The sequence below is a fragment of the Leeuwenhoekiella blandensis MED217 genome, from assembly GCF_000152985.1.
Classification (GTDB): domain Bacteria; phylum Bacteroidota; class Bacteroidia; order Flavobacteriales; family Flavobacteriaceae; genus Leeuwenhoekiella; species Leeuwenhoekiella blandensis.
Genome location: NZ_CH672395.1, coordinates 1,071,526 through 1,088,741 on the forward strand (window position 1 = coordinate 1,071,526; position 17,216 = coordinate 1,088,741).

Annotated in this window: 4 protein-coding genes; all 4 read left to right on the forward strand. The window is 41.4% G+C overall.

Annotation, left to right across the window (positions count from 1 at the left end):
* The first annotated feature begins 478 nt into the window (after window positions 1-478).
* The 4 genes from MED217_RS04695 (at window position 479) to MED217_RS04710 (ending at window position 16,935) form a co-directional block, all read left to right on the forward strand.
* The gene (locus tag MED217_RS04695) at window positions 479-12,070 is read left to right on the forward strand and encodes a T9SS C-terminal target domain-containing protein (protein ID WP_009779334.1); all 11,592 of its coding nucleotides are present in this window, start codon (window positions 479-481) and stop codon (window positions 12,068-12,070) included.
* Between the two features lie 33 nt (window positions 12,071-12,103).
* Window positions 12,104-13,027, forward strand: a complete 924-nt coding sequence (locus tag MED217_RS04700) for a PorP/SprF family type IX secretion system membrane protein (RefSeq protein ID WP_009779335.1) — start codon at window positions 12,104-12,106, stop codon at window positions 13,025-13,027.
* Window positions 13,028-13,039: 12 nt separating this feature from the next.
* A complete protein-coding gene (locus MED217_RS04705) occupies window positions 13,040-14,962 on the forward strand; it encodes an OmpA family protein (protein WP_009779336.1) in 1,923 nt (640 codons plus the stop codon).
* A gap of 491 nt (window positions 14,963-15,453) precedes the next feature.
* Complete coding sequence (locus MED217_RS04710) at window positions 15,454-16,935, forward strand: SLC13 family permease (protein ID WP_009779337.1); 1,482 nt, start codon at window positions 15,454-15,456, stop codon at window positions 16,933-16,935.
* Window positions 16,936-17,216 lie beyond the last annotated feature (281 nt).

Sequence of the window (17,216 nt, forward strand, 5' to 3'; positions counted from 1 at the left end):
CCTTCTAGGGAGTGTTCTAATGGCTTAAATTAAACGATTTACTAAATGGATTAAATTGAATTTAATTGTAACTATTTGTATGCGTGTCTATTAATAATTTTATTTACTTGTAAAAAAAGTATTTTTTTAATTTGATTTCCTATCGAAAAAATCTTAAACAATAAAAATAAACTTGTAAAAAATTAAAAAAATAAAAAACTAAACCGATAAAGTTTTGTATTTAATCTACATTTTGTGCTTTTTGTGGAATTCTTATATAGTTTAGTATAAAGAAAAACTAATAACTCTCATTTTCTTCTCCAAAATTGACGTTCAATCTTGTTTCTGCTCATAGTTTGTCCTGAGCGTTAGCAGGATTTTTCTCACCCCTAAGTATTGGTAAAATATTGATTGTTAGAAGCTTGTATTTTCAGGCCAGATCATCTTATGCCTAAACTTAGTGTTTTAATTAACCTCTCAACCTTAAAACAACGTGATTATGGTGAACTTTACTTTTCGAAATTTCTTTTTCAAAACTGTTCTTTGTTTCCTCTTTCTATTTAGTGTAGGACAAAAGCTTTATGCGCAAACGCAAACGTTTGCTACAGAACTGGTTGATGTAGATCCAGATTATGTAACTAATGCATCTTTCGCTGTAGATGGTGATTTGAATACCACAGCAGAGCTTGATGCCTCAAGTGGTATCGTGGCAGGGATTGGAGCTTACGACAGTTTTATAGAAATAGGTTATGCTGCCCCGGTACCGGCAAATACAACCACTTTTGTACGAATCGATACTGAAGATGAATTGCTGCGTGTATTGCTAGGCGGTGGATTAGGTAACCTCCTTGGTGATGTGCTCGGTGTTGTTTTAGTAGGAAATCAAGAATTCACCATAGAGGCGCGCTCAGGGAGTACAACGGTTCTAAGTGCAGACTCATCAGACCCTAATACATTTGATTCGGCGCGTGTGCGTGTGGTTACTGATGCTGACGGTGCAATGTACATCGCAATGACTCCAGATCAATCCTACAGTAGTATATACATTACAAACAGTATTGGATCTTTATTAGGTTTAGGAAATACAAGAACTTTAAATGTTCGAGGAGCTTTTTACACAACAGGTTCTGCGGTTTGTAATGATGCTAATTATACTTCTTTTGATGGTGATGGCCTTAGTTTAGATTTATTGACAATTGGTGGTGCCGGCGTTACTAATCCTGAAAATGCGATTGATAATGATCCCAATTCGTTCTCAGAACTAAGTTTAGGGATTTTAGATGTTACCGCTTCAATCGAGCAACTTATTTATTTTGATACCCCTTCGCAACCAACTGAAGATTTTAAAATTGGTTTAAGCGTAGACCCAACATTGTTAGCCTTAGGTGTGGTAAATAATATCACATTTGAAGCTTACAATGGACCTACATTAGTCTCAAGTTCGAGTCTTTCATCCCTATTAAATCTTGATCTGTTGGGATTATTGCAAGGCGGTGCTGTCGTGCAGGTTCCTTTTGACGTCGCGGGACCTGCAGACCGCATTGTGGTACGATATACTTCTTTGTTAGGAGTGAATGTCTTACAAAAGCTAGATTTATATGACGTGGCGATTACACCTGCTATTCCCGTAATCGACCCAGCCTCAGAGGATATTGAAGTTTGTGCGGGCGATAGTGCTTCTTTAGTAGCTACAACTGCTTCCTCTGGAGCTGAACTTCGCTGGTACGATAGCGCTTCTGGCGGAAGTTTATTAGCAACCACAGCAAGTGGCGAGGCTTTTACCACGCCAACATTAACTGAAGATACGACCTTTTATGTAGCTTCATTTTTAGCAGGTTGTACCGAAGAATCAGCACGGGTAGCTGTAGAAGTAACCGTAAACCCGTTACCAGAATCAGGAGACATCACTGTTTTAGGTTTTGATGCACCTATTTGTATTCCTGAGATTCTAAATATCGTTCCAACGACCACGATTAACGGAGACTTCAATTATTACTTAGATGCAAACGGAACCCTGCCGATCACAGACGGATTGGTAGAAGACGGCATTACGTATAGCATCAATGCCGATGGCGAACTGGAAGTTGAAGGATTAACCGAGGCTGATAGTCCGTTTAGAGTTTATGTGAGTGTAGTAGATGCAGTTACCGGATGTGAGAATGCACCTGGAGACCTTCAAGTTGTAGACATAACTTTAGATGGCGGCCCAGAACCAACGATCACTCTAGATCCTGTTACGGCAGATAATATCATCAATGCAGCCGAGGCCGGTACTACCATTGCAGTAAGCGGAAGCGTAGGAGGCGATGCCGAAGCTGGCGACCCTGTGGTGGTTACCGTAAACACCTTTACTTACAATACCACAGTAGCCGGCGACCTTAGCTTTTCGGTAGATGTAGCAGGAGCACAGTTGGTGGCAGATGATGACCTTAGTGTTGATGCTTCGGTAACCGCACAAAATCTATTACTGTGTGAGACTACAGTAGCAACCACGCAGGCTTATACAATAGATCTTGATGATCCTACACTTCCTACAGTAGATTTTCAGATCACCAATACAGACACCCCAACCATTACCGGAACAGCAGATTCTGTAGATGAGCTTACGGTTAGCGTAGACGGAATCACCTACAGCGAAGGAGATGGTAATTTGATAGATAACGGTGATGATACCTGGACGCTTATTATTCCGGGTGCTAATGCGCTTGATGATGGAGTTTATGATGTAATAGCCACAGCAACTGATGCTGCAGGCAACAGCAGCAGTGATGCTACTACCGATGAACTTACGGTAGACACCACAGCACCTACAATCCCCACGGTAAATACTCAGGAAACCAGCGATACCACACCTACGGTGACCGGAACCGCAGATTCTGAAGATACTATTGTAGTTACGTTAAACGGAGAGACCTACAGCGAAGGTGATGGGGATCTAACAGACAATGGTAATGATACCTGGACGCTGGATGTCCCTGCCGGAAACGAACTGGCAGATGGCACCTATGATGTAGCGATCACCGCTACCGATGCTGCCGGCAATTCTTCTTCAGATGTTACTGTAGATGAATTGGTGATCAATACGACGCTGCCTACCCAGCCTACGGTAGTGTCACAGGTGACCAGCGATCAAACCCCAACGATCACGGGAACTGCAGATTCTGCAGACGACCTGACCGTTACAGTGAACGGTGTAGTTTATGCCGAAACAGGAGCCTACCTTACCGATAATGGCGATAACACCTGGACATTGGTAATTCCTGTAGCGCTTGCTGAAGGGGTTTATGATGTAACGGCAACAGCAACACAAGGTATCCAAAGTGCTACCGATCCTACAAATGGAGAACTTCCAATAGACATCACAGCACCTGCAATCCCAACAGTAGATTTCTTGACCACAAATGACAATACGCCAACGATCACTGGTACAGCAGATTCTTCAGCAGATTTAGTAGTGACGGTAAATGGAGTCAATTACCCGGAATCAGGAACCGATCTTACTGACAACGGAGACGGTACGTGGAGTTTAAATATATCTGTGATTCTAGCAGATGGCATCTACGATGTAGTAGCCACTTCAACAGATGCAGCCGGAAACTCCAGTGTAGATGCAACAGTAGATGAACTTATCATCGATACCGTACTACCAACAACTCCAACAGTAGACTTTTTAACAACTAACGACAACACACCAACCATCACAGGTACTGCAGATTCTGTTGATGATTTGGTGGTAACTGTTGATGGTGTTGCTTACCCGGAAAGTGGTTCAGATTTAACAGATAATGGTGATGATACTTGGACGTTAGTTATTCCTTCTCCACTTGTAGAAGGTACTTACGACGTAGTAGCTGCTGCAACCGATGCCGTTGGCAACAGCAATGTAGACGCTACAACCGATGAACTTACCATAGATCTCACCGATCCTACAGTTCCAACCGTAGACTTTTTAACAACAAATGATAATACTCCGATAATTACTGGTACTGCAGATTCAATAGATGATTTAGTGGTGATTGTTGACGGTATTACTTATCCGGAAAGTGGTTCAGATTTAACAGATAATGGTAATAATACATGGACGTTAGTTATTCCTTCAGCTTTAGCAGATGGCACTTATGATGTGCAAGCTACTGCAACCGATGCGGCAGGCAACTCGAGTGTTGATACTACTACCGATGAACTTACAATCGACACTTCCGCACCTACTGTACCTACTGTTGATTTGCTATCAACCAGCGATACGACACCAAGACTTACGGGTACGGCAGATTCTGTAGATGATCTTACGGTTGCAGTAGACGGAGTGATCTATACTGAAGGCGATGGGGATTTAACTGATAACGGTGATAATACGTGGACTTTAGATATACCTGTAGCACTGGCTGAAGGGACTTATGATGTGGTAGCAACTGCGACCAATACTTTAGGCACTTCAAGTGTAGATGCTACCACCGATGAACTTACTATAGATCTTATGATTTGTAATAGTCCGTCGTTTACCACTACCAGTGTAAGTGGATTAGGTCTGCTAGGAGCCGGAGTCACAAATCCAGATAACGCGATAGATGGAGATGTAAATACATTCTCTCAACTAACGCTCGGTGTGGTGAGTGTGGCAGCTTCGGTAGAACAAGAAGTTTACTTTGATGCTGCGACTCAGGCAACCGAAGATTTTAAAGTAAGCCTCAGCATAGACCCTAATTTATTGGCTGTAGGCGTGGCAAATAATATCACTTTTGAAGCTTATAATGGAACCACTTTGGTATCCTCATCTACGCTTTCCAGCTTATTGAGTTTAGATTTGTTAGGATTATTAGAAGATGGTGATATAGCAGCGATACCTTTTGATGTAGCCGGCCCGGCAGATCGGGTAGTGGTGCGTTTAAATGCACTTCTAGGAGTAAGTCTTGTACAGAGTCTTGACTTTCACGATATCGCAATTACGTCAAGTCTTCCCGTAATCGACCCAGCCTCAGAGGATATTGAAGTTTGCGCGGGCGATAGTGCTTCTTTAGTAGCTACAACTGCTTCTTCTGGAGCCGAACTTCGCTGGTACGATAGCGCTTCTGGCGGAAGTTTATTAGCAACCACAGCAAGTGGCGAGGCTTTTACCACGCCAACATTAACTGAAGATACGACCTTTTATGTAGCTTCATTTTTAGCAGGTTGTATCGAAGAATCAGCACGGGTAGCTGTAGAAGTAACCGTAAACCCGTTACCAGAATCAGGAGACATCACTGTATTAGGTTTTGATGCACCTATTTGTATTCCTGAAATTCTAAATATCGTTCCAACGACCACGATCAACGGAGACTTCAATTATTACTTAGATGCAAACGGAACCCTGCCGATCACAGACGGATTGGTAGAAGACGGCATTACGTATAGCATCAATGCCGATGGTGAACTGGAAGTTGAAGGTTTAACCGAGGCTGATAGTCCGTTTAGAGTTTATGTGAGTGTTGTAGATGCAGTTACCGGATGTGAGAATGCGCCTGGAGACCTGCAGGTTGTAGACATAACTTTAGATGGCGGCCCAGAACCAACGATCACTTTAGACCCTGTTACGGCAGATAATATCATCAATGCAGCCGAGGCCGGTACTACCATTGCAGTAAGCGGAAGCGTAGGAGGCGATGCCGAAGCAGGCGACCCGGTGGTGATTACCGTAAACACCTTTACTTATAATACCACAGTAGCCGGTGACCTTAGCTTTTCGGTAGATGTAGCAGGAGCACAGTTGGTGGCAGATGATGACCTTAGTGTTGATGCTTCGGTAACCGCACAAAATGTATTACTGTGTGAGGCTACAGTAGCAACCACGCAGGCTTATACAATAGATCTTGATGATCCTACACTTCCTACAGTAGATTTTCAGATCACCAATACAGACACCCCAACCATTACCGGAACAGCAGATTCTGTAGATGAGCTTACGGTTAGCGTAGACGGAATCACCTACAGCGAAGGAGACGGTAATTTGATAGATAACGGTGATGATACCTGGACGCTTATCATTCCGGGCGCTAATGCTCTTGATGATGGAGTTTATGATGTAATGGCCACAGCAACTGATGCTGCAGGCAACAGCAGCAGTGATGCTACTACCGATGAACTTACGGTAGACACCACAGCACCTACAATCCCCACGGTAAATACTCAGGAAACCAGCGATACCACACCTACGGTGACCGGAACCGCAGATTCTGAAGATACTATTGTAGTTACGTTAAACGGAGAGACCTACAGCGAAGGTGATGGAGATTTAACAGACAATGGAAATGATACCTGGACGCTGAATGTCCCTGCCGGAAACGAACTGGCAGATGGCACCTATGATGTAGCGATCACCGCTACCGATGCTGCCGGCAATTCTTCTTCAGATGTTACTGTAGATGAATTGGTGATCAATACGACGCTGCCTACCCAGCCTACGGTAGTGTCACAGGTGACCAGTGATCAAACCCCAACGATCACGGGAACTGCAGATTCTGCAGACGACCTGACCGTTACAGTGAACGGTGTAGTTTATGCCGAAACAGGAGCCTACCTTACCGATAATGGAGATAACACCTGGACATTGGTAATTCCTGTAGCGCTTGCTGAAGGGGTTTATGATGTAACGGCAACAGCAACACAAGGCATCCAAAGTGCTACCGATCCTACAAATGGAGAACTTACAATAGACATCACAGCACCTGCGATCCCAACAGTAGATTTCTTGACCACAAATGACAATACGCCAACGATCACCGGTACAGCAGATTCTTCAGCAGATTTAGTAGTGACGGTAAATGGAGTCAATTACCCGGAATCAGGAACCGATCTTACTGACAACGGGGACGGTACGTGGAGTTTGAATATACCTGTAATTCTAGCAGATGGCACCTACGATGTAGTGGCCACTTCAACAGATGCAGCTGGAAACTCAAGTGTAGATGCAACAGTAGATGAACTTATCATCGATACTGTACTACCAACACTTCCAACAGTAGACTTTTTAACTACAAACGACAACACACCAACCATCACAGGTACTGCAGATTCTGTTGATGATTTGGTGGTTGTGGTAAACGGAGTGACCTATAATGAGGGAGGCGGTATTCTTTTAGATAACGGCGATGATACTTGGAGTTTGACCATTCCCGATGTGAATATTCTTTCAGATGGAATATATGATGTAGCAGCCATTTCAACTGATGCAGCAGGAAACAATAGTATGGATGCTACAGTAGACGAATTGACGATCGATACTACAGATCCAACGCTTCCTACGGTAGACTTTTTGACGACAAATGACAATACACCTGCCATTACAGGAACTGCAGATTCCGTAGATGATTTGGTAGTTGTCGTAAACGGTGTTACCTATACTGAAGGCGATGGAAATTTGGTTGATAATGGCGATGACACTTGGAGTTTGACGATTCTTGATGCCAACGCGCTTCCTGACGGAACCTACGATGTGATGGCCACAGCAACCGATGCTGCAGGCAATAGCAGCAGCGATGCTACAGTAGACGAATTGACAATTGATACGGTAGCACCAACACTTCCAACAGTAGATTTCTTGACTACAAATGACAATACGCCTACGATCACAGGAACTGCAGATTCCGTTGATGATTTAGTGGTTGTGGTAAATGGAGTGACCTATATTGAAGGAGATGGAGATTTAACTGATAACGGTGACGACACTTGGAGTCTGACAATACCGGATGCGAATGCACTTCCTGACGGGATTTATGATGTGATGGCCACAGCAACCGATGTTGCTGGAAATAGCAGTGTGGATGCTACAGTAGACGAATTGACTATTGACACCGTAGCACCAACACTTCCAACAGTTGATCCTCTGACTACAAATGATACTACACCAACGATTACGGGTACTGCAGATACCGATGATAATTTGGTAGTTGTAGTCAATGGAGTAACTTATGTAGAAGGAGATGGAAGCTTAATCGATAATGGGGATGATACGTGGAGTTTGACGATTCCTGAAATCAACGCACTTCCTGATGGAACCTATGATGTTATTGCTGTCGCAACTGATATAGCCGGTAATAGCAGTAGTGATGCAACTGTTGACGAACTTACCATTGACACCGTAGCACCAACGCTTCCAACCGTAGATTTCTTAACAACGAATGACAATACGCCTACGATCACGGGTACTGCTGATTCCGTTGATAATTTGGTAGTTGTAGTCAATGGAGTAACTTATGTAGAAGGAGATGGAAACTTAATCGATAATGGCGATGATACTTGGACTCTGACGATTCCTGATGTCAATGCGCTTCCTGACGGGACATATGACGTTCTGGCCACAGCGACAGATGCAGCCGGAAACTCAAGTGTAGATGCTACAGTAGACGAATTGACTATTGATACGGTAGTACCAACACTTCCTACAGTAGATTTCTTAACAACAAACGACAATACGCCTACGATTACGGGTACTGCAGATTCTGTTGATGATTTGGTAGTGACCGTAAATGGAATCACTTATACTGAAGGTGACGGAAATTTATTTGATAATGGAGATGATACTTGGACTCTAACGATTCCTGATGCTAACGCACTTCCTGACGGAACTTTCGATGTGATGACCACAGCAACCGATGCTGCAGGCAATAGCAGCAACGATGCGACAGTAGACGAATTGACTATTGATACGGTAGCGCCAACGCTTCCTACAGTAGATTTCTTGACTACAAACGACAATACACCAACAATCACAGGAACTGCAGATTCCGTAGATGATTTGGTAGTTGTAGTAAACGGAGTTACCTATACTGAAGGTGATGGTAATTTGGTTGATAATGGCGATGATACTTGGAGTTTGACCATTCCTGATGCTAATGTACTTCCTGACGGAACCTACGATGTGATGGCCACAGCGACTGATGCTGCGGGTAACAATAGCAGCGATGCTACAGTAGACGAATTGACTATTGATAGGGTAGCGCCAACGCTTCCAACAGTAGATTTCTTAACAACGAATGACAATACGCCTACGATTACTGGTACTGCTGATTCCGTTGATGATTTAGTGGTGACCGTAAATGGAGTTGATTATGCCGAAACGGGTACAGATTTGATTGATAACGGAGACGATACGTGGTCGTTAAATATTCCTTTTGTACTTCCTGATGGGATCTATGATGTTATGGCCGTTGCAACCGATGCAGCCGGAAATAGCAGTATGGACGCTACCATAGATGAATTGACGATCGATACTACAGACCCAATCCTTCCAACGGTAGACTTTTTGACTACAAATGACAATACCCCTACGATTACGGGTACCGCAGATTCAGTTGATAATTTGGTAGTTGTAGTCAATGAGGTAACTTATGTAGAAGGAAATGGAAGCTTAATCGATAACGGCGATGACACGTGGAGTTTGACCATTCCTGATGCCAACGCGCTTCCTGACGGAACCTATGATGTTATGGCGGTTGCAACTGATATTGCCGATAATAGCAGCAGTGATGCTACAGTAGATGAATTGACTATTGATACGGTAGCACCCACACTTCCAACAGTAGATTTCTTAACAACGAATGACAATACACCAACGATCACAGGAACTGCAGATTCCGTTGATGATTTAGCGGTTAGCGTAAACGGTGTTACCTATGCTGAAGGTGATGGTAATTTGGTTGATAATGGCGATGATACTTGGAGTCTGACAATACCGGATGCGAATGAGCTTCCTGACGGAATTTATGATGTGATGGTCACTTCAACAGATGCAGCCGGTAATAGCAGTATGGATGCTACAGTAGACGAATTGATAATTGATACGGTAGTACCAATACTTCCAACAGTAGATTTCTTAACAACGAATGATAATACGCCTACGATCACAGGAACTGCAGATTCAGTTGATGATTTGGTAGTTGTAGTAAACGGAGTGACGTATACCGAAGGTGATGGCAATCTGGTTGATAATGGAGACGATACTTGGTCTTTGACGATTCCTGATGCCAATGCACTTCCTGACGGAACTTATGATGTGATGGCCACAGCGAGCGATGCAGCCGGTAATAGCAGCAGCGATGCTACAGTAGACGAACTGACTATTGATACGGTAGCGCCAACACTTCCAACAGTAGATTTCTTGACTACAAATGACAATACGCCTACGATTACGGGTACTGCAGATTCCGTTGATGATTTAGTGGTTGTGGTAAATGGAGTGACCTATACTGAAGGTGATGGAAATTTGGTTGATAATGGTGATGACACGTGGAGTTTGACCATTCCTGATGCTAACGCGCTTCCTGACGGAATTTATGATGTGATGGCAACCGCTACTGATGCTTTTGGTACCAGCAGTATGGATGTCACAGTTGATGAATTAACGATCGATACAATCGTTCCAACGCTACCTACAGTAGATCCTTTAACTACAAATGACACTACACCAACGATTACGGGGACTGCTGATTCTGTAGATGATTTGGTAGTTGTAGTAAACGGAGTGACTTATACCGAAGGTGATGGCAATCTGGTTGATAATGGAGACGATACCTGGAGTCTTACGATCCCTGATGCTAATGCACTTCCTGATGGGACCTATGATGTGATGGCGACAGCTACTGATGCTGCGGGCAACGTCAATATGGACGCTACAATAGATGAATTGACTATAGATTCAACCGCGCCCGGAATTCCAACAGTTAATAGCCAGACGACGGCTGATGTAACACCTGAAATTACAGGTACCGCAGATTCTTCAGGAAACTTGACGGTTTCTGTTAATGGAGTGACCTATACCGAAGGCGATGGAAATTTAACCGATAACGGTGATGATACTTGGATCTTGAGTATTCCTTTAGGAAATGAAATTGAAGAGGGTGTTTATGATGTGGTCGCTACCAATACTGACGCCTTGGGGAATTCAGCTACAGATGCTACTGTTGACGAACTAACTATTGATTTGGGCGTTCCTACAGGAAATCAAAATCAGACATTTTGTGCTTCAGATCAGCCTACTGTCGGTGATCTTGTTTTAGACCAAGATACTATCGTGTGGTATGCTTCAGAAACTGGCGGAACTCCTCTTGCAGACTCGACTGTTCTGTCTAATAACACCACATATTATGCAGCATTAGTTGTTGATGGTGTGATAGGTATGACTCGATTAGCAGTTACGGTATTGCTTACAGATCCAATTTCTGCAACTATCGATGCTTCGGCAGCGGTGGCTTGCCTTGGTGCTGAAATTACTTATACCACTCAGCCGGGAATGAGTAATTATATGTGGATGATCACTCCCGGTGGTAGTATAGTATCCGGTGGAGGATTAGATGATAATTTTATTACCGTAGTCTGGGACTTACCTGGTGACAATACAGTAGACGTTTCATTTGACAGTTCGTTAAGTTGTATTGTAGATAACACAGCATCATTGGATGTAGTTGCAGAAGCTTGTTCTGATCTTACAATTTCTAAAACAGTGAACAATCTTGTTCCGGCGATTGGAGAGCAAATTACCTATATGATAGAAGTGACCAATACCGGTCAAACCACATTGACATCGGTACAAGTAAGTGAAGTATTGCCTTCTGGGTTAGAATTTGACAGTTTTACCGCTCCGGTTGGAACGTATAACCCGCTTACAGGAATTTGGATTCTTCCAGAGCTTGCCGCAAACAGTAGTGCCACCTTAACGATTACAGTTACGGTACTCGAGACCGGGAACTATAGAAATGTGGCAGAGATCATCACTTCAAATCCTGTAGATAGCAATTCAGATAATAATTCAGATGAAGTAGAGATCGATCCAGATTGCTTGATGGTCTTCAATGAATTCTCTCCTAATGGCGATGGAATGAATGACCTGTTTACGGTTAGATGTATTGATAAGTATCCTAATAATGTGGTAAATATTTATAACCGAGTAGGGCAGTTGGTCTTCACGGCAAATGGATACAACAACACTTGGAACGGAGTTTCTAATGTTGCTAATTCAATAAACAAATCAAGTGGTCTACCGGCGGGAACCTATTATTATGCAATAGAGCTAGGAGATGGTGATCGCACGCTTACCGGATGGGTTTATATCGCACGATAATTTTTAATTCTCTCATTTTAAAATTTAGTTACCATGACAAAAGTAGTAACCTATTTAGTTGAAATTATAATTGTGTTCTGCAGTGCCTATAGTATCTATGGGCAGCAGGATCCCAATTATACACAGTATATGTATAATACGATGACCGTGAACCCGGCATATGTAGGGTCATCAGATAATTTTAATATCACAGCAAATTATAAAGCACAGTTTACCGGGATTGATGGTGCACCAGAAACCATAAATCTTGGTCTCGAGACTCCGGTGACCTATAATGTAGGTTTAGGATTAAACATTACGCGAGATGCTTTAGGACCTTCTGAAGATTTGAACATAGATGGTAATTTTTCTTATTCTATTAATATGTCAGAAAGAACCTATTTGTCCTTCGGTCTTAAGGCTGGTTTTAGAGTACTCAATGTGGATTTTAGAAAAGGAATATTTGATAATCCAAACGATCCTGCGTTTATGAATAATATCAACAACCAATTTCTTGGAATTCTAGGTGCAGGAGCTTACTTGTTTTCAGAAGATTGGTATTTGGGATTATCTACGCCAAACTTCTTTTCTCAAGAGTATTACAATGAAGAAGATACAATGGTTGATACCGAAGAGTTACATATGTATCTCATAGGAGGATATATTTTTGATATAGGCGGCAATACCAAATTCAAACCGGCTGTATTATTTGATTATACCGAAGGTGCTCCGTTACGAGCAAATCTTTCAGCAAACTTTTTATTCTTAGATAAGTTTACAGCAGGTATCGGTTATAGTTTGGACGCTTCTGTGAGTGGACTTGCCGGTTTTCAAGTGAGCGACAATATTTTTATAGGCTATGCTTATGATTATAATACCTCAGACTTCAATCAATACAATGATGGGAGTCACGAGATTTTGATCAAATTCTCATTAGCCCGCAGACGTGGCGCAACCTTCTCACCTCGATTCTTCTAAAAACTCAGCTCTATGAAATATCTATATATACTTTTTATTTTTTTACTGAATTTCTCAGTTTACTCTCAGAAACAGTTAGAGGAAGCTAATAAACTTCACGATCGGCACCTCTATGTTGATGCCGCAACTGAATACGAACTTTATCTGGATAAAGCAGAAAATGTAGCTCCAGAAACCTATATGAATATTGGTGATACGTATTACAATCTAAAGGATTTCAACAAAGCAAAGGAAGCCTACGAAAAATGGTACCGAGCGGTAGGTCCTAATCAGGATAATGCACAAGGGTATCAATACTACGATTCTTTGCGAAGCTTAAAACTATATGATGAGGCCCACGAGGTGGCAGAACGTTATTATAAGACTAGAGGTGCAGAAGCGCTTAGTAGTTATTATGAGGAGCGGGCTCGTTTTCAAGAATTGCTTAAAGGAGATACGTTATATGATATAAGAAACCTTGATTTTAATTCTGCATATGCAGATTTTGGTGGCGATTTTGACGAGAATGGCGCTTTCATATTTACCTCTGCCAGATATGATCGCGATAAGAAAATTTATGATCGAGATAATACCCCGTATCTTTCCATCTATAAAATAGGATTTCCATTAACAGATAGTTCAGAAATGGTAAATCTGTACAATAAGGATTTAGAAAGTCAGTACCATGACGGTACAGCAACCTTTTCTCCTAACAGTGACTATTTCTATTATGCTTCAAGTTATCAATCAGGAAAGCAAAAGGTTTATGAAGGTGATAAACGAAATTATTTTAAAATCTATCGTGTAGACTTGACTGCCAAAAGATTTAAGAAAGAACTTTTGCCTTTTAATGGCGATGCTTATTCTACAGGACATCCATTTATTACCGAAGATGGTACCAAGTTATTCTTCGCTTCAGATATGCCAGGAGGTTATGGTAAAGCAGATATTTATGTATGCGATATCTATGAAGATGGTTCGTTTTCTAAACCGAAAAACTTAGGTCCCAAAATCAATACCATTACAGATGATTTTTTCCCGTTTTTTGTAGATGATGTGCTTTATTTTTCTTCTGGTGGTCATGTAGGTTTTGGTGGCCTAGATATGTACAAATCTTATTTTAAAGACGGTATTTATGGTACGCCCATTAATCTGGGACCGGTCATGAATACCAATTCAGATGATTTTGCCTACCTAGAAGGAGACGAACCTAACAAAGGTTTCTTTTCTTCAGACCGTCCCGGAGGTAAAGGAGGAGATGATATTTATGCGTTCAATTATAATTTGGCAAAATGTGTACAATACATTTCAGGTACAGTCTATGATTTGGAGACCAAAGAACCCATTAAAGGAGCAAAAGTCACCGTATTTGATGAAGATGGAAAAGAATATGCTCGCATAGAAACCGGAGATGATGGTAGTTATTCGGTTGAATTATTATGCGAATCAACATATACCATTGAAGCCAGAAAAGCAGGGTATAGCGAAGATCAACTAGACTTTGAAACAGACGTTTTACCTGACCGTAAAATGAATATGGTTGATTTTAGACTGAAGGATCTTTCTGAAATTTTTGTGACCGATGGCGATATAGAAAAAATACGTATCGATCCAATTTACTTTGAATACTACCGCTACAATATTACCGATGTGGCTGCAATTCAATTGCGGCGTGTCATCGAAGTTATGGATGCTTATCCCGAAATGATCATCAAGATCGAGTCGCATACAGACCAGCGTGGTACAGATTATTTCAATAAAACGCTTTCTACAAATAGAGCAAACTCAACAAAAGATTGGTTAATCGAGAACGGTATAGATCCTTCTCGTATTCAAAGTGCTATTGGTTACGGCGAGTCCCAGCCCATTAATATTTGCGACGAAGAAGGAAAAACCTGTACAGAATTAGAATATTCTGAAAACAGAAGGTCTGAATTCATCGTTGTAAGCAGGTAATGAGAGGCGTTAGAATCTTTATTCTTCTAGATTTTGACGTAGAAACTCCCTCAATTGAGGGAGTTTCTTAGTTTTTAGAAGTGTAGAAATAATAAAGCAGGTTTAACAAAAATTGTTAAACCTGCTTTATTGTCAAAAATGAGTTAGTATCTTTAATCATACAAAATGAATAATTTCAAGTATTTGTATTTTATATAAAAGCAACTGGTAAAATTGTATATAAGCAGGCATTTATGCTGATTTCAACTCTGATTCATTAGCTGTAGGGGGCTCATGGATTTGTTGAAATTTGGTAGCCTGCTTTTTCTTTTGCTTAAAACTGAAAATACTCAACACAATATCTTTTCAAGAGTATTGCTTAAAATAATTACTTAGCAAGGCTGGTATCAAAGCGCAAATCAAATTTTAAAGGGCTGCCTAAATTTTATATTTAATTATAGTATTTTAAGCGACGTATAGAAGCTAAACCTTCTAAAGTCTGTGCTATAGTTATGAAATTAAACAAGTCGATATTTTTAGTTTTAGGTCCTTTACTTTTTGTAATCCTTCAGCAACTTGATCCTCCGGCAGAAATGCCTGAGTCTGCTTATGATATTCTTTGTGCAACCTTATGGATCGCCCTCTGGTGGGTCACCGAAGTTGTTCCTATTGCCGTAACCGCGCTTTTGCCAATCATATTATTTCCGCTTATGGGAGCAGTAGATATTTCTACTACTACAGCATCATACGGTCATAAATATGTGTTTTTGTACTTGGGTGGCTTCATCCTAGCAATCGCTATAGAAAAATGGCAACTTCATAAGCGTATTGCGTTGCACATCATACAACTCATAGGAACCAATGTCAAGAATATCATTTTGGGTTTTATGGTCGCCACCGCGTTTTTGTCTATGTGGATTTCCAATACAGCGACCTCTGTGATGATGTTACCTATAGGAATGTCAATCGTATCACAACTAAAAGATAACCCCAATACTATAGAAGATGAGAATCGCATTTTTGGTAAAGCCCTTATGTTGGGAATTGCTTACAGCGCTTCAATTGGGGGGATGGCCACGTTAATCGGTACGCCGCCCAATCTGGTTTTTGCAGGTTACATTCAAGAAGTCTATAATATAGATATCAGTTTTTTTCAGTGGTTTAAATTTGGTTTTCCTATTAGTATTGTGCTTTTGGCTATTTCCTGGCTGTACCTTACCAATGTTGCTTATACATTTAAACAGAAAGAATTCCCCGGAGGAAAAGCAGAAATCAACCGACTTTTAAAAGATTTGGGACCGATGCAAAAGGAAGAAAAAGTTGTACTAGCTGTTTTTATAGGAACTGCTTTTTGCTGGATCACTCGATCTTTTCTTTTAGAAGCTTGGCTGCCCGGTATTGATGATACCATCATCGCTATAGCTGCCGGAATTTTATTATTTATGCTGAATGCCGGTGAAAAAGGAGAACGTATCTTAGATTGGAAAGAAGCGACAAATATTCCTTGGGGCATTATTTTACTTTTTGGCGGCGGAATGGCTTTGGCGGCAGGTTTTGAAGAAACTGGTTTAGCGAGATGGTTTGGTTTGCAGATGACCTTATTAGAGGCGTTACCGCTCCTATTACTTGTTTTACTGGTGATATTCAGTGTGAATTTCATTACTGAATTGACATCTAACCTAGCAACAACGGCGATGCTCTTGCCAATTTTGGCTCCAATAGCTTTAGAGCTTGACCTTAATCCGTATATGCTTTTAGTAGCAACTACTGTGGCGGCATCGTGTGCTTTTATGCTTCCGGTAGCGACTCCGCCTAATGCAGTTGTTTTTGGTTCAGGATATCTTAAGATTCCAGATATGGTAAAAGCAGGATTTTGGATGAACTTGGTTTCAATAGTATTCCTGACTTTAGTGGTGTATTTTCTGCTTCCGTTTGTTTGGGATTTTGAGCCTTTTGGATTTACATCAAAATTTGAATTACCTCCTGCAAATTGATCTCGAGATTGAGGTAAAAGATGTGATGGTTAGATGTAGCTTCTGCATCTTAGCGTTAGAACTTTATTATTTAGGTGTTAAATAGGACACTATTACGGAATTCCGTAAAGCATATTCTGGTCAATTTTATTTCTTTGCTCCCGGATAAGATTAAAAAAACGAGCAGGTAACGTAAAAGGAGTCGAGAATTTTGTTTGCTGTAGGGGGCTTTACAGAAGAATTGATTTTCAATACGTATCTGCTCTTTTTATAGGTAGCCTGTACGATGAATTGATCAGTAC